The organism is Vibrio sp. 10N.222.54.E6 (assembly GCF_041473955.1).
Taxonomy (GTDB): Bacteria; Pseudomonadota; Gammaproteobacteria; order Enterobacterales; family Vibrionaceae; genus Vibrio; species Vibrio tasmaniensis_A.
The window spans coordinates 1-16,576 of sequence record NZ_JBFRTD010000019.1 but is presented as its reverse complement, the minus strand read 5'-3'; the positions used below and the strand labels follow the sequence as shown (position 1 = coordinate 16,576).

The 16,576-nt window shown below is 39.5% G+C and carries 19 protein-coding genes; 18 read left to right on the top strand and 1 reads right to left on the bottom strand.

The window, feature by feature from the left end; translation table 11 throughout:
• The first annotated feature begins 37 nt into the window (after positions 1–37).
• The 18 genes from AB4513_RS12560 (at position 38) to AB4513_RS12475 (ending at position 16,127) form a co-directional block, all read left to right on the top strand.
• Positions 38–556 (top strand): DotD/TraH family lipoprotein, encoded by a 519-nt coding sequence (locus AB4513_RS12560; RefSeq protein ID WP_133151957.1) that lies wholly within the window; start codon positions 38–40, stop codon positions 554–556.
• Positions 553–1,443 (top strand): type IV secretory system conjugative DNA transfer family protein, encoded by an 891-nt coding sequence (locus tag AB4513_RS12555; RefSeq protein WP_133151958.1) that lies wholly within the window; start codon positions 553–555, stop codon positions 1,441–1,443. Before AB4513_RS12560 ends, AB4513_RS12555 begins: the two co-directional genes overlap by 4 nt.
• Positions 1,444–1,451: 8 nt before the next feature.
• Entirely contained in the window at positions 1,452–2,702 is a 1,251-nt protein-coding gene (locus AB4513_RS12550; RefSeq protein WP_102257456.1) for an ATPase, T2SS/T4P/T4SS family, read from the top strand.
• 12 nt (positions 2,703–2,714) lie between these two features.
• Positions 2,715–3,059 (top strand): hypothetical protein, encoded by a 345-nt coding sequence (locus AB4513_RS12545; protein WP_102257457.1) that lies wholly within the window; start codon positions 2,715–2,717, stop codon positions 3,057–3,059.
• A gap of 6 nt (positions 3,060–3,065) precedes the next feature.
• Positions 3,066–3,578 carry a hypothetical protein gene (locus AB4513_RS12540; RefSeq protein WP_102257458.1) on the top strand — a complete coding sequence of 171 codons (513 nt, stop codon included), beginning with the start codon at positions 3,066–3,068 and terminating at the stop codon, positions 3,576–3,578.
• Positions 3,572–4,150 (top strand): hypothetical protein, encoded by a 579-nt coding sequence (locus tag AB4513_RS12535; RefSeq protein ID WP_102257459.1) that lies wholly within the window; start codon positions 3,572–3,574, stop codon positions 4,148–4,150. Before AB4513_RS12540 ends, AB4513_RS12535 begins: the two co-directional genes overlap by 7 nt.
• A 76-nt stretch (positions 4,151–4,226) precedes the next feature.
• A complete protein-coding gene (locus tag AB4513_RS12530; protein WP_102257460.1) occupies positions 4,227–5,411 on the top strand; it encodes a hypothetical protein in 1,185 nt (394 codons plus the stop codon).
• 19 nt (positions 5,412–5,430) lie between these two features.
• Positions 5,431–6,018, top strand: coding sequence for a hypothetical protein (locus AB4513_RS12525; RefSeq protein ID WP_102257461.1), 588 nt, complete (start codon positions 5,431–5,433; stop codon positions 6,016–6,018).
• Between the two features lie 11 nt (positions 6,019–6,029).
• Complete coding sequence (locus AB4513_RS12520; protein WP_102257462.1) at positions 6,030–7,688, top strand: hypothetical protein; 1,659 nt, start codon at positions 6,030–6,032, stop codon at positions 7,686–7,688.
• A gap of 228 nt (positions 7,689–7,916) precedes the next feature.
• A complete protein-coding gene (locus AB4513_RS12515) occupies positions 7,917–9,281 on the top strand; it encodes a hypothetical protein (RefSeq protein WP_133151959.1) in 1,365 nt (454 codons plus the stop codon).
• An 11-nt stretch (positions 9,282–9,292) separates the two neighbouring features.
• On the top strand, positions 9,293–10,156 hold the full coding sequence (locus AB4513_RS12510) for a hypothetical protein (RefSeq protein ID WP_102257464.1): 864 nt from the start codon (positions 9,293–9,295) through the stop codon (positions 10,154–10,156).
• Between the two features lie 12 nt (positions 10,157–10,168).
• Positions 10,169–12,013: a GspE/PulE family protein gene (locus tag AB4513_RS12505; RefSeq protein ID WP_102257465.1), complete on the top strand. Its 1,845-nt coding sequence runs from the start codon at positions 10,169–10,171 to the stop codon at positions 12,011–12,013.
• A gap of 8 nt (positions 12,014–12,021) precedes the next feature.
• Positions 12,022–13,197, top strand: coding sequence for a hypothetical protein (locus AB4513_RS12500; RefSeq protein ID WP_102257466.1), 1,176 nt, complete (start codon positions 12,022–12,024; stop codon positions 13,195–13,197).
• A gap of 98 nt (positions 13,198–13,295) precedes the next feature.
• On the top strand, positions 13,296–13,751 hold the full coding sequence (locus AB4513_RS12495; protein WP_102257467.1) for a hypothetical protein: 456 nt from the start codon (positions 13,296–13,298) through the stop codon (positions 13,749–13,751).
• A 3-nt stretch (positions 13,752–13,754) separates the two neighbouring features.
• Positions 13,755–14,354: a hypothetical protein gene (locus AB4513_RS12490; RefSeq protein ID WP_102257468.1), complete on the top strand. Its 600-nt coding sequence runs from the start codon at positions 13,755–13,757 to the stop codon at positions 14,352–14,354.
• 105 nt (positions 14,355–14,459) lie between these two features.
• Complete coding sequence (locus tag AB4513_RS12485) at positions 14,460–14,834, top strand: hypothetical protein (protein WP_102257469.1); 375 nt, start codon at positions 14,460–14,462, stop codon at positions 14,832–14,834.
• 111 nt (positions 14,835–14,945) lie between these two features.
• A complete protein-coding gene (locus tag AB4513_RS12480) occupies positions 14,946–15,422 on the top strand; it encodes a hypothetical protein (RefSeq protein ID WP_102257470.1) in 477 nt (158 codons plus the stop codon).
• Between the two features lie 324 nt (positions 15,423–15,746).
• The gene (locus AB4513_RS12475; protein ID WP_102257472.1) at positions 15,747–16,127 is read left to right on the top strand and encodes a hypothetical protein; all 381 of its coding nucleotides are present in this window, start codon (positions 15,747–15,749) and stop codon (positions 16,125–16,127) included.
• A gap of 109 nt (positions 16,128–16,236) precedes the next feature.
• Here the strand turns inward: AB4513_RS12475 and AB4513_RS12470 are convergent, their stop codons facing one another.
• Positions 16,237–16,443, bottom strand: a complete 207-nt coding sequence (locus AB4513_RS12470; protein WP_102579934.1) for a hypothetical protein — start codon at positions 16,441–16,443, stop codon at positions 16,237–16,239.
• Positions 16,444–16,576: the final 133 nt, after the last annotated feature.

Below are 16,576 nucleotides of genomic sequence, written 5' to 3'. Positions count from 1 at the left end.
TAATATAAACGCATATTTTGGTAATTGGAACGGTGAAATGAGAAGGATTCTTCAGGTTTTAATATTCTCAATGGTAATGTCTGGTTGTCAGTCTACATCTGTGAGTGGTAACAGTGATGATAAAGCATACATTTCAAAAGAACTTGAAACGACACTCGCAGTATTGGCAGAAAAAGCCGTGGCCTCGAAGAAGATTGCTCAAGCTCATACAGTAGCTATGGCCCGACTAAACCCTCAAGCTAAGAAATACACGCCAAATCTCAATGTACCTGAAGGTTTGGAACGAATCATACCGATGAATGCGTTCTACGGGAAAGCAGAAGAACCACTCCAACTAATAGCCCAATTAACAGATTACGAATACAAAGAATTTGGAGCTAAAAATAACACAGAAACCCTCTGGGTGAAGCTTCAAGCTAACTCACGCAGTGCGATTGACATAGTTGATGATATCTCAAATCAAATCGACAACAGAGGTGTTGATGTTCATGTTTGGGAAACGCCCAACGAACATAAGAAAGGCGTGATAATGATAAATTATGGTGGTGGGTTGTGATAAAAGCGATATTGATGTGTGGAGCTTTGTTGACCACCGGACTTCCAATAGCTCAAGCACAGACCAATCCTAAAATTTACGATTACTTTAAAAATCTACGTCGTGGAGATTCACTCCAAACAGCAGAATCAAACAATTGGATAATTGACAAGACAGACCAGCTAGACATCATCTCACGAAGCATGGCTTTAGAAGCAAAAAGCTATGGGGTGGAAGCCGGCATTGTATATGCAGAGTCTCAAATTAAAAAAATTCTAGAAGACAGCTCAAAATATCTAGATGATATCTATGATCTATCTCCGTATTTAATGACATACAAGAGTTACCTTGTAATGCCAGCGATTGTAACGGAAATTGATGGTAGAAAAACATACCTGGATAATACGAAAACTGCTTTTACATACGCTGATAAAACTTACTATATCCAATCTTACCCCTATTTTATTGATTCGCCTCCATCATGGCGAGATTACGTTCGCTTTAATGGAAAATCTCCTACCATTCGCAGCCAAAAGCTACTACCCGAAACCAGTGATGAAATCGAAGTCTGGGAAGAAGAGTTTCATAGCGGCTGGGATGATGGTATCCAAATTGCCATTCAGAACGCAAAGTATCAGCTGACACGCGGCTTATATGATGTACAAGGTGTTATCACTTACGTAATGCTTAGAGATTCAGGTTTAATATCAGCTCCTATTTACCATGAAAGTTCACTTCCTGTATCTGGCACAAAAGATAAATTAGAGTTGTTTGGTGGTTCTATTTCCATTCAAGTAGAGCCACGCATGATTCATGACCCAACCAATTGGCGAGCAATACCACAACTCCCACCACTTGATAATTTATTACCAAGATCTGTTTACGATTTGATCAATAGAATTAAATAGGTATTACCTTGGATCTCCTTAAAAAAGTTGGTTTGGATGTACAAAACACCAGTAACCTAATGCCGGAAGCTATATCTATTCCTTGGCAACTTGCACACGTACCCAAAAAACTACACGACCAAACAATTTACCAGGACGAAGGGTATTTAAGCATCGCTAAATTAGATCGAATAACCGGAAACGATATCGATGAGTTGATCCGTATTCTGCATCGTCACGGAGGTTACGCAGACCTGATCATCGCTAGTGATTCATTTATTCTTAGAAAGAAACACTCCGTTATAATGCCTCTGTTAAAACGTCCCATTTCACAAGCTGAAGTAAGTGAGATAACTGAGCATATGTTTAGCGCTGAAATGAGGTCATATGCGTTTGAACCCGGGCATGAAATAGACGATGCGTACGTGGTGGATGACCCAAGTAATGAAGAACTTCCGTTTCGAAATCGTGTCAATGTTTGCACCATGAATTCGATGAAAGGGCGAGGGTTAAAAATAACGCTACGAGATTTACCTGTAATACCGCCAAGTTACGAAGATCTTAATGTTCCTGAAATTATCAGAAAGAATGCAGCTCCGGTTCAAGGTTTAGTCGTCATTTGTGGTCAAACGGGTAGCGGTAAAACCACTCTATGCGCTTCTATCTTACGTGAAATGAAAGAAAACAATGAAGATCCTAGAGTGATATTAAGCTATGAAAGACCAATTGAATTTCAATTTGATGTTATTTCTGGCATCAATCCTATTTGGCAACACACCATTGGTGAATTTGGTGATTTCAAAACGTTTCATGAAGGGTTGAAAAATGCACTTCGTTGCTCACCGGAATCAATTTTTCTTGGTGAAAGTCGTGAAAAGGAAACATTCGAAACTTTACCAAAAATTTCAGAATCCGGTCATCACGGGCTAACTACTATGCACGCCAAATCCATTGCCAATATATTTACTCGAATCGGAAATGAAGTAGACCCTAGCCAGATGTACGGAATTATCCGACAAACTCTCCAGTACATGCATATGGGGGTTTACCAATGGTTAGCACCGACGGTCGATGGCAAAGTGACCCCTATACAGGAAATTCTCGTGTTTTCTGCTGAATTGAAAAATGAATTACTTTCTCTTCAGAATGAAGACTTAATTCAAGGCATTAACCTTGCCGTCGAAAAATATGGTCAGCCTTTCAAACAAAGTGCTAGTAAGGCGCTCAGCGAAGGTCTAATTACTAAAACAACGTACAACATGGCAGTTCTTTCCCACTAAAGGAGTTATGTAATGGGAACAGCACAAGAAGAAATGAATAAGCTGGGGTTCAAACCAGTTGAGGGCAACACGTACTGTGACAACACTAAATATGTTGGTTCGGTATTAATGATCCCATACCCACTTTTTTTGCTCATAGTGGTGCAATTGTTTTTTGTTTTGATCCCCGCTTCATTTGCAGCTTATATCTTCTTAGTCTGCATCGAACTGCTGGTTTGGATGTTATTTAAAAAAATGAACATCCCAATACTCAAAGCTTGGTTTTACTACCAGGAGCGAAAAAGAAACAAAAGAAGAGCGCTAACCATAAGAAAGCAAAGAATATGGACAGCATCTACTGGATTTGAACAAAAGTAGGGATATATGAAAAAAACATTATTGTTAACGATTGGCCTTGGAACTTCTCTATTAAGTTCGTACTTACAGGCTGCTTTACATATACATCAGGCACCTCCAGCTATAGCAAAAGAAGTGCAAATCAACCCAAACAAGCCAGAGTTGGGCTTGATAGAAGGAAGAGCAAGGTCACAGCGTTTAGAATCGGCACTGAAGAATATTACGCACAACAAAATGGACGTTGAGTTTGTTAATCCTGAACTGAAAGAAATGAAAATTAATTGGCGAGCAAATGGCGAACCAATGCAAATTATTTTAACCCAGCTATCAAGAGGGTACCAAGTCGACATATCGATCAATGAACCTAAAGAAACGGTCTACATTAATGTCGATACTGGGCAGTGTGATGCAGTAAGAGAGCGGAGCTTGTTAAAGACAAAGAAGATGTGGGAATCATTAAACCTATCTGAAGAACCTATTTTACCACCACGCCTGATTAGTCCTATAGGCCACTTTGGTCACGAATACCGCCTATGTTAAGCGTCAATCAATGTTTAACAATCGGATTATTATTGATTGTTACTCTTACTTTTAACAAAGCATATGGAATGGGGATTCGCTCGCTAATTTACGAGAAAGAATTGGAACAGCTCACACCATACATGAAGTGTGGTACGGATTCCGCCAAGAAGTACAAGATCCCCGAATGGATACTGTTAGCGGTTCTAAGGCAAGAAAGTGGGCCACTGCACGGCTACTTAGAAAACTCAAATGGGTCTAAAGACTACGGAGTAGGTTGTATTAACGACTTGCGAATTGAAGATTTTCATAGCGATGGCCTGACTATTGTAACGCCAGAGAAGTTAATGGAAGACCCATGCTTTTCAATTTACGCGACAGCATATTTAATAAAAAAAGAGTATTTAAAAGAACTACGAATTCAAGGTAAGCCAAACGAAAATATATGGCTGGTGGCCGCAGCGAACTATCATTACCACTACAAGGGTAATAATCCTCAACTACATGAAAAATATAAGAAAAGCATAAAGGGTCATTTGGGAAGATTTAGAAAGCACATGGCAAGGGCTAAAAAAATGGCAACAAAGCGGTAAATATCGTTAAAAAACACCTAAAAATAATATATAGTGTAAACCATTAATGCCTTTGTGTTTGTGGAGTCCTTTTTAAATGGAAATTACGAGAAAGCTTGTGACAGCTTTATTAATCGTCGCAAGTAGTGGTGCTTTAGCATCTACTATCCAGATGGAAAACCTCAACCGTGACCTAATGCGCGGGTGGGATGTAAAATTTACCGACTCAAAGTACCGCGATTTAAACATCCACTTCAATGAATCAAAAGTAAAACCTAGATGGAGTGAGATTATAGATGACGCAGGACTGCGTTATGGATTAGCGTATTTAGTGGATATGGAAAACGAGCAATTAATCATTACTCGCGCCAATGACGGAATTATCAATTCTGGTATTCATTACGTACAGCCTCGCATTTTAGAACAGCAAAATCGTTACAATTGGCACGATTTACTTGCACAAGCCAATCTTGAACTTTCACAGCATCAGTACGATATCGAATTCGAAGCTGACCTACGCAAAGCTGCAGAGGTAAAGGAGACTCGCAGAGAAATCGAATCAAGAGTTACTTGGAGCCGCAATTACCACAAAAATAAATATGACACTGAGGTTGCTAAGAATAACGAGCTGACGAATCGAATTATCGAACAGAACAAAAAATTGACCACTCAAAAGATAGCTAAGAATGATCAATTAACAAAAGATACTATCGCCAAAAACAATCAAACCCTACTTAACAGCCTGACTAAAAACGAACGAGATCACGCTCGCCGTATCGAGATCTTGAATAAACGTCAGATGCAAATCGATAAAGAACACAAAGCCAAAACCTCTGCCCTTGAAGAACAGAAACGAGCGGCTGAGATTAAAAAAGCAGAGTACACAGCTCTTATCGAACATACCGAGAAAAACGCTCAAGCCGCCGAACTTCAACAAAAGTATTTTCCAGACTCAAAGCGTTATGTACCAAGCGGTAAAGCGGCAACCTCAATTGCAAATTATCTCTTGAGGCATTGGGATTACCGATTAAATTGGTCAGATGAATTGGTTGTTGAAGATTCACTTAAGTCACTACGAATAAACCAACCTATTCGCTTTAGTGACTCCATTAAAGATGCTGATTTAAGACGTGATGTCTCGATTATAGCCTGCACTCTAACGAGAGATACCCCTCACTTAAGTTTCTATACAGAAATTGATCCAGACAGTCGTATTATTTTTATGCAACTTCACCAAACAAGTGAAGACCTACGACAGCAACTAATTAGCCAGTGCTACTAACAATAGGGAAGTTGAACACATGCTCAAACCTCTTTCGATACTTACATTATCCTTTTTAGGAAGCGTAATTTCTTCCAGCTCATTAGCACAGGTTGAGGAAATATCGTCGAAAATCGAACCTGTACAAAAAACTACGGCTGTTCCCGGCACGCTAGGTGCGCAAGAACATACAGCTAATTCTTCAAATTTTGAAGCGGGTGACGCAACTAAGAAACCTGGCATTTCCAGTGAAGAATACGACCGACTACAGTTCGCGAACTCCAAGCAATATAAATTTCACATGGATAATGAATACCCTGAATATTTGAAACTTACCACAACGCGAAGCATGCGACTCAAAGTGCTACCAAACGGGCAAATAAAATACACCCTGACCGCTGGTACACTGGAAGAAAATGTTAAACATTTACTTAGCCACACCGATAGAGGGATCTCTTATTTCCCTGAACAATTCCCTGCCTCAATTCGAATGTATAACTCGTTCGATATCAAGGGTGAAAACGTTCTAATGCTAATAGACCAAATGATTCGCCCTTGGGAAAGCAGTCATCAATTGTGGGTAAAAACACACATTAATAACGTTGTTGAATTTCGAATTAAAAACTAAGCAGGGTCCTCATGAATATTAAACATTTTTTACTAAGTGCTTTAACAATATCTATATTGTCGGGCTGCTCATCATATAACGAAATAGAGGAAACCCAATCGCGTGTCGAAGCGGAAGTTTCTAAAGAAATACGCCTTCTTGATAAACTCAGAAAAGACAAACCCCTCTATCGTAATGTAGTGATCTCTGATTCATTGTTTGTCTCTCCAATCAAAGAGAGTGAGCAGAAAAAACCGGTATGGTGGTTTGAACCAGTAAAAGGGCTTGTGGGCTCTGATATACCACTAAAAGACGCTTTAGGCATGGTGCTTATCAAGGACGCAAGCGGTGTTAACGTATCGCTGGGTCGCAATGTCGATAAGAATTTTAAAGTGTCATTCAAAGGCAAAACTATTGGTGACGCTATTGAATCAATTTCGGCCGCATCAGGCTATTCCTTCCAGATACCAAAACCGAACAAAATAATTTGGAGCATGTACGAAACTCGTACTTTCCAGATTGCAACTGGGCCTGGGCGTGATTACTTCGGTCAAGGTAAAGGTAAAGGGGAATCAAATACAGATGATGCGACGATCAACTCGAATACTGAATACGTGAATGCAGATGGTGAAATTGAGTCTCTGAAAAGTGTTTACGAAGAACTTCTAACATATTCAAGTTTCCGCACATCGGCAACTCTCACTAAAAATAGCGTTCAGGACATCGAAGATCTTCCCGACCTAGACAAAGATATCACACAAACTAGTAAAGCAGAGGATAAAGAAGCTGGGGAGATTGATGTAAAAGATATCCCTATCTACCTCAATCAAGCAACCTCGACGATAACGGTTAGAGATACCCCTGCTGTCTTAGATGAAATGCAAATTATTGTAGATGAACGTAATGACATGTTCAGAACGAATGTTTACGTAGAGATCGATATCATTGAAGTAAAAATGACGAATGAAGGTCAACAAGCATTTGATGTCGCGGCGGTTATTGCTGACCTTGGCGGTGTCGCTTTTAACAGTGGCGTGAAAGCGGGTAAAGCTGCAGCCCAAATCGGCCGAGCTTCCACATCACTTCCAACAAATATTATCTCTGCTGAACTAACTAGAGGTAAAGCTGCGGGCTCTAAACTATTAGCCGAAGCTCTTTCGTTTTACGGGAAAGTATCCAACAGAACAATGCCACGTCAGACAATGCAACCAAACACAGCATCTAAGTTAGCTGATTTTGAAAACATCTACTTCATCAAAGAGCGTAAATCGGAAAGCACGGCAAATGTAGGTACCGAAGGTTCTATAACGCAAGATAACTTGGATGTAGGTTTCTCACTTTATGTCATGCCTACCATATTTGAAGATGACGTAACAATGCGCATGGCTACCAATATAAGTTCTCTTGTTGAGCTTACTCGTAATGGTGATACGACAACACAGCAATCTGGAGAAACAGACACTAAGGCAAGCTACGTAGAATCTCCTCGAACATCCAAAAAAGATTTCTACTCTAAATTCACTGTCACACAAGGCGATACTCTTGTTCTTTCAGGGTTAAGTCGTGAAACAAAGTCTATACGACGTGGTAAAGGTGTGTCTGAACTCCTAGCAAGCAGTGAATATGGTAACAGTGAGCGTATTGAAACAATAATTACCGTTACACCATATATTTTCCGCCCACGCTCGTAAGGGTTAGCTATGTTTGCATTCTACGAAGAAATACTCACTTATAAACAATATAAGCACTTTGATTCCAAGCCTCTCGGGGCAGGGAAGATAAAGAATATGTGTACTGACGGATATATCCATTGCCACATAGAGAACCCTCAACACTGGCGTATTCTGCTAAAGAAGCCGACGAACAGTTACTACTCTAAAGAAAGTGGATTCATCCTACCTCAACTGATAAAAAAATCCGTGTTAGGTAAAGCAAAATTGAATCAAGGATTTTCTTATATAGAATTCCTTGGTAACACGGTCCAGGTAACCATTTTTGATTCGTCGGGTTTGTTAGCTTTTGATCAGTATTTCACTCTTGAAGACATTAATGACGCTATGTCAGCGTTTATCGAAATTGAAATGTCTCTACAAGCTGTCGATTATGAACTAATGCCGGTATACCTAGTTGATGGTAATGCCGTTCTAAATCGGTTTGTCTATGAAAATGCTGATAACAGCACAGTTTCAGACGCGACAAAAGGACTACTTTCTACAGCGAATGATGGCGAGTTAAAGCTTGATGGCAATGTAATCTCTTTTGGTGAGGCTAAATTGGATTTTGACGCGATTCATGATGAAGCCGATAACGATCCTTCAGAGAATAGGCCACCAGCAACCATTAAAAGTCACTTCGCCATATTAACCGATCTCTCTATAAATAAGACTCAGGATTTGTATGTTGACTTTGGGCTATTTTGCCGTACGAACGGTGCTAAATATAGCGTCAATCGAAGCATCCAAACCAAGTTTGTTTACTCACTTTGCGTGTTTGCTGCGTTTGGGGCGTATCAATTATTTTCATTCCATCAGCAACAGAAAATAATTGCTGAACAAGAAGCTCTTAAAGCCAATCAAGTTAAAATTGAATCACCTTGGCGTGCCTATAGAGAAGAAATAACAAAGAACAAAAACTTTCAACTTGAATACGGGTTGCAGAGAGTTTCTGCGATCCTTAAAGGGTTTAATTCGGCCAACACCAACTTCAATGGTCGAAGCCTTGGATGGGCTATCGCGGAGTTTGAAATGTCGAATAACTTAATTCAGCTATATCCAACATCTACAGGAGGCACAAACCAACGGTTGAACGAATTTTCCGACAGAATGAAGCTTAGACACTGGAACAGCGATAAAGGAACACAGATAGACGCTCTGTTTCAAGAAATGCCAATTAATGAAAGTGTGTATTTAACGTCAGTTACCGAAGAAAAAAATTACATACACGATGCAATGAATTGGATGTTTGATGATATTAAAATGTCCACTTCTAACTCATTAGTGAATGGGAACGGAAAAGGGCAATATTACGTACACCTCGTAAAGTTGGAATTCAATTGTTGGATGGCTGAAGACTTTCTGTATGCAAGCACACAATTCGCCAAACGCAATTACGCGCTTCATTCAGTATCAGCAATCAATCCGAAATTTATTAAGAGTGAACCTGTGGACCCATCCACCCAAGAGTCGTTTGGAAATGAAGAAACGTACATAACTTCAGAAGCAAAAGGTGGATGCGATTTTGGCTACACCGGGAATATATTAATCAAAGTATTCGGCTCCAAATAAAGGAATAGAAGATGAAAAAAGAACAAAGCAAGTCGACTAAAAAAACCTCAAATAAGGTTGACTCAAGAAAGCGGAATGCAGCCTTAGTCTGTCTATTATTATTCCTTTGTTTTGTAGGATATCGAGTTGAAAGCGAGCTACAAATTTTTGGACTGAGCAGTGATTTTGCTTCTGTTAATTCAGAGGTCGAATCTGTATTTTCTAAAGCAGAACTTAACCCGAAAGTTCAGTCAGGGGTAAGTACGAACATACCGAAAAAACCGGTTACTAATCAACCTAAGCTAAATGAAGTACCAATTCTTACCGCTGTAGCTCACGACGATCTAGCCAATCTTCATTTATTAGCAAAACGAGTCAAAAGTGAAGATGAAGATGCAGCTACCTTATTTGGTATTCAAAGATTATCGATTCACGCGAAACGCTTACGAGCAATGGAGGTAAGCCTTCAAAAAGACATCAACAATGACAATTACCAAGCAGTAAAAGCAAGTGTTGATACTAAACGCTATCAAAATGGTGAGGTTACCAATAATGGTAACGCAGAAAAAACATTAAATCCAAGCAATAGCGGCTCGCTAAGCGACTACACAAATAATGGCGACCTAGACTTGTCAGACTCTAACGGCTTCAGAATTGAATCCGTAACTGAAGCTGAAGTGTTGGGCTTTTCTGATTTAAGAGTTAAAAGCATCATCGATCAATATATTTATATTACTGTTGGTGGGGAACCTTATAAAAACGTCAAAGTCGGACATACTTTTGCAGGACGATTTATGCTGATGTCTATAGACCATGATGAGCGCTGCGTTATGGTACGAGATGGCCAATTTGAGCAATTGGACTCACCTGAATTAGCAAAACTTTGTTGGAATTAAGAGGGAATATACATGACAGATACAAGTTCCAAAGTAGAGAAATTGCCAGCTGTGTTCAATGAATATATAGATCCATTGTCTAATGATATCCCAGTCGAAGAAGCAATTAGTTTTGACCAATTTGAAGCCATCAATAACTTAGAACCAGACGCCGAAGAAGCATTAATCACTGAGTCTAAAGACTGGTTAATAGAACCTAACGCTGCAGAAAAGACAATTTCCAATTTGGGACCCGAACAGCAACCTATTGACACCCGAATGCTTGAACTAAAAAGCAAACTTGAAACAACCTATGCCTTATCGGATATTGATATGGCAAAGTACTTGACTTTTGCTGCGGATGAAATTCCGATTATACCGCTTAGATCAGCCGTGCTAGTTATGACGAAAGAAAGCCTTAAGCTGCACAATGACATTGCACGAAAATTAAAACTTGAATTAATCGAAAGTGGCCAAACTAAAGCAAAATTTAAAATTGTTACACAGGAAGACTTTGATGCGTTAATGACAACGGCAGAAGAAAGCAAGGCCATTCATAGCGTCAATCGAAACTCTGAAGAAACTACAGCTGTTGCAAAGCGTGAATTCGAAAAAATAGTACAAAAAGGTTATGACGTAAACGCAAGTGATATTCAATTTGTACTCGGTCATGATCTTGTCGTGAATTATATTGTCGATAAGCGGGTACGATCAAATTTGCGTATTGTTAAAGGACAAGAGATGGGTGATCGCCTGATTTCACAAGCGATCAATACCAATAAGGGCGGCGGTGATATTAACTATGACTCACCTCAATCTATCCCTTTTAAAGCAAATGTGAAAGATAAAGACAACCATACAAAGCGAATCCAACTCCGTGCTGAAAAAGTGCCTATTGTTATAGATGGCGTCGAGAATGCTTTAGGTCTAGTAATTCGAATGGTAAAAACTGAAACACCGTTGACGCTAGACCAGCTGAATGCAGACGCACCAGTAAAATCCGCGTTCAAAAAAGCTTTCAACAAACCTCAAGGTATGACTCTGGTTACTGGGCCGACCTCTTCAGGCAAAACCACTTTATTAGGTGGAGCTCTATATTACTTCCCGCAAGATTTAACCGCACGAACTCTAGAAGATCCTGTGGAATTGAAACTCAACGAAATTAACCCAAACATAATGCAGATGAGCCAACCTAAAGAGAAGTGGGATGAATTCCTATCCTCTATTTTACGTTTGGCACCAAAGCTCATCATGCTTGGTGAAACACGTACATTAATGCAAGCTGAAACATTAATACAAGCCACAATGACTGGTCACATTACCGTATCAACGTTACACACCAATTCTGCCATTGGAATCATAGATCGATTGTTGGATATTGGTGTACCTCTCGAAGATTTAACAACACCGAAGTTATTGGAATTACTGGTAGCTACTCGATTGGCCCCCAAAACTTGCCAGAAATGTGCGCTTGTATTCGAGGAAATATCCGCTGAACGTCAAGCAATCGTCAAGCAAGTGATGGGCGATCTTAAAGACTATAGCCAGCTCCGATTTGCCAACATTGAGCAAACGCCATGTTTGGCAAGCCAACAGCCGAAAGCTTGTGTTTGCACTAATGGTGTAAAAGGCATGGTGGGGATCACTGAGTTCATCAAGCCGACTCTTGCAATGACAGATTTCATTCGTAAAAACAAAACGACAGGGTTGGAAACATGGTTACGAGAGAGAGGCTGGGTATCAATGAAAGATGTAGCAATTTTTAAAGCCAAAAAGGGTGAAATCGATATTTTCATGGCGGCAAGTGAAATTGATGGGCTATTGGAAGAAGAAGAATATGATCCTCACTTCCACGACATCTATTCTTACTATTCTTGAGGTGAAGCATGTTAGATAAATTCGAATCCTGGTTAGACGGTGATTTTAAGGCAAAGAAAATCCCTGCGGCATTGTCGATAACTAGCGTGCTCACTTTACGCGAAGCTTTCTCAATTAGGCGCGGTTTTTCACAAAAGCAGCAAGCACAGTTTTTAATGCATTTTCTTTCTATCCAAGGACAGAAAGATAAAAAAGAGAACGTAGAAGTTTTGACCATCATGAACAGGTTGTATCAAGATTCAGATGCGATAGGGGTAGCACGACTTATAGCAGTATCGAAATTATTACTGGAAAGAACTAAAGAGGGGTTACAACTACATAGAGCGATGGCTGATATCTTTTCATCTAGCTTTACTATGATCATTAGAGCGGCTGCATCTACATCACAATCGGAGTCAGCTGACGCCCAAGAAAACCTTAATATTGCAATTAAACAAGCGACGTTTAGTGCGATAGAAGTAGCTAAGGTTCAGCGCAGTGTTAGATTTAAAATGGTAGCTTCCATTTTAAGCCTATGGGGTTCAATGGTGGCAGCAAAAAAAGGTTCAGAATATTACCTTGCTCTAAAGGCGGAAAATCCAGAAATCGACCGATTCATCGACATTCCACACAATGTATATCTCTTAGGGAATTTTGTGGTTGATTATTCCTATTTGTCACTTGCCATAATCATTAGTGCCTACTTAACGATCCGCTGGTTAAATGAAAACTGGGTTAATGAGAAACGAATGGAGTGGGACCAGTTCTTTCCTCCATTCATTATTTACAAATACATTTCCGGTTTGAACGTGTTTTCAGGTTTAACACTTCTGATTAGTTACGTTCAATATGAATCCAGTGATGCGATAAAAGTCTTGGGAGCAGCGGCAACCAAGTACGAACGCTACCACCTCCAACTTATGAGTGACAGACTCTCTGAGGGTAGAAGAGGTACCGAACAACTTGATACTGGTTTATTACCTAAACAATTAAGACTTACCCTTCAAATTGCAGGTGAAGGCGGGGCAACGGGTGTTCGAGAAGCGTTAGAGGTAGTTAACGCAGGTGGACGCAGTTTAATTCTGAAAGCGTTGAGTTATACGTCAACTTTTATACTGGTTGTGTGTGCATTTATTTCGGGGTTGACAGCTTTGATGGTAGGAGCAGCATCAGCTTTTTTATTTCAAGCAAGCCTTGGGATTTAATGGTAATCGAGTTGAGTAATGAATTTAAATCAAGTAAAGTTGCTCTTGGTTTATAATTAGTAGTTTAAATGAGTTTTAGGTTTATTGAGGATCAATTTATGAATGTTAGTTTTCGAAATGTAAACATGAAAAAGAAACAAGGCGGCTTTATGGGCTTTGGGATTTTGGAGTACACAGTAATCGTTGTCGGGGTATTGGGCCTAGCGACTTTGTTCTTTTTACCAGCCATTAAATCCATGAATGAACAGTCCGAAGCAACAGAAATCATTGCTGGACTGAATACTATCAATGAAGCTGCGTTTAAATCGAAGTATGGACGAGTATCAGATTTTACAGGCATAAAGTTTGCAGATTTAACCAATTTATTACCTGAAGGTTTTTCTCAAAGAGCGGCAAATGGTCAGAACTATGGTATAGACGTTGCTACTGATACAACGAAGTTCAATACAACGATTTCTATCCCTAATGTACGTATCCTTGAACGTGTTAAGTCTTCCTTTAAACCACATCAATTCACGGTATCAGGCACTACATTCTCGATGGAAGGGCCATAAACTATGGCATATGGGGCGAACCGTAATTTAATGTTGAGATCACGACAAAGAGGATTTATCACTTCTTTGTTTTTTGCGGCCGCCCTAGCTTCATTGACCGTTATCTTGTCAATGTGGCTTGAAGTTGAAAAGCGTAAAATTTTCGCTAAGCAATACAAATCCATTGTTAATTCACAAGAGCATTTATTTAAAGGACTAGACCAATACTTTCAAATAGCATGCTCTAAAAACGGAATAGTGCCACCAACATCGGTAGCAAAATTAACCTCAACAGGGTTTATCGATGAAGGCATGAATTACAATCCCCATAATTACAATTACATCATTACTATCCGACGCCCTACCGTGTCATTCGAAGCCAATTCAAATAGAGCTATAGCTGACGGACGAACATTGTTTTCAATAGTAGCCCAAGTGCCAGATGCGAAACAAAGGTCGGAATTAGTCTACAACTACCGTAAAACAAATTTAGAATACTCTGTAAGCGGCAATGCCGTTACCGTGAGTCGTCATTATATCGCCGCAGAGGGCAATGACGCAGATAGCATGTTGTATGATGGCATGATCGTTGGCAATAATGGTGGGTCATTTGTTTGTATTTAATTCATTTTACTTTTATTTCCATTCTGGAAAATAGACTCTCTAAACGCCCAATCGACGATAACTCATGTGATATAAAGACCTCTCAATAATCATTAGAGGTCGCCCATGTCCATTTACCTACAAAATCATGAAAATGTTGCCACTTTGGAAGTCATCAAGAAATCCATCCCAACAAAAGTAACAAGCTTCTATCACAACATAGTTAATAATGACCTTGGCATCATTGTTGACCTATCCACCAACTTTGATTCAGATATGACAAGCGTTACGAATGTGGCAGATGAAGTGGTTAGAGCTTTTAGTGCGATGTATGATGGGTTGCCGTCAAAATTAGCATACAGGGACAGTGAACTAGCTTGGGCGATGCTTAACCATGATGGTACTAAATTTACGGGCTTTTCAACCATAACACCGGGTAAAGACTACAAAGGCTTATCTGTCGATGATTTCTCCGCCATTATGCAGTCTCAAGTTCACTAATTTTTCACTTAGTAGACATGTCGTTTAACCATCAGTAATTAAAAGCTAATTCGAACTATTCTGAAAAATACTATATAGTTTAAAGTAAGTATAATTTAAGGTGTTTTCAGTGTGAATAACAAACCGAACTTAAAACTCGCGCCGCTGTATTCACAGCTGCAAATCATAGACTGTTTTGTTTCAAAGAAAGGTGTGGAGCAAATTAATCTGGTTCAATCAATGATGGGTCCCGCATTTTCAACCATGAGTGATACCCCAATAGCGGAGTTGATCATTGAGTTAGATCCTAGCCTAGATATTCCGGCTTATCATCACGCGCTCTCTAAAATAGAAGCGTGTGCAGTGACTAGCAATCAGTTGCATGATATCACCAAGTCCACTATTCGATGCAGTAAAGAGAAAAACCACCTGTACTCATCAAATAGTAAGCAATTCAACAGTGTAGTTACCTCACACTTCAATGCAGCTATTTCTCATTCAGTCGACAGTAACTTAAGAGATTTAACGGATCAGCGACAATCAAATGCTCAAGCCGATGCAGAACGAGCACATCATCAATTTTCATCTATGAACATGGAAAGAGATTAAAAGGGCAGGTTAAATGAAGTCAATTGAAAATTTACTGAGCGAATCTGCAGAGTGCCGGAATAAGCTAACATTATTATCTGAAGAGATACATATCAAAATCGTACCCTTGAGACAGTTCAATATAATTGGGCTCAATATAATCACGGACCACCTGCAGTTAACTATTGGCTTATTGGAAATCGAGCAAGCACTTAACGGCCATCAACAGTTAAAGCCCATCACAAAGACAACGTTAATGATGGATCGCAAACGGCTTATTAAGCTTGCTAACCATACCATCCAGACTTCGAGCGATTGGATGGTAAAAATATTTGAGAGGAAGTTATGAGTGAAAAATTCATTATTTTGAAGTTTAACTTCACTGGTTTGGAACACATTCAGGCCGAAGTCGACCATATTGAATTACAATTTGAAACTATGTTATCGCTAAGGGAATGTACCGCTTACTTCAAAGGCGATATTGCCGTCACCCCAGGGTTAGATATCGCTAATTACGATTGGACGCTGAATATAGATTCCATCATACCGGTATCAAACAATGGCCAAGGAAACCGAAAGGTTAACCTGGATACAGAAGGGTTAGAGTCATTACGTCGTGAACTCCTTTCGATCCGTTTGTCAGCTTTAACAAGCTTTGAAGTTTTAGATGAGATTTCAAAAAAATGTGAACGAGTATTCAGAGAAGCCAGCTTAAAACCTGCGTAAAATAAACTGGTTCTTAAGTATTTTTGGTTTTATTCATTATCCATTACTGGTTTACTTGTACTTGAAGTCTGGAAAAATCCAGACTTTAGCAGCTTGTTTTTGCCTCTACTTAGATGTATTTCGATTTATCTGTTTGAGCTAACGTTTTTTCTGATAGCTCTAGAATGTCGTCAATATACTTCTCAGCGTGTTCGCTAACACCAATATCTTTTAAGAACTTGAGAGCAATTGAAGCATTAGCAAGTTGCTGAGTAAGAAGCCCAACGTCTGATTTAAGACTCTCTACTTGTTTAGGTAGAGATATTCCTTTAGCCACAAGATTACCCTTTATTTTCGACTGAAATTAGTTCATAGGCGATTCCAGACTGTTCAAAAAAATCCAGTAGTTTTTGAAAGTGCTTACGGTTTTTGTAAACCTTTGCATTATCGAAAGAAGTAGTAATTGAGCA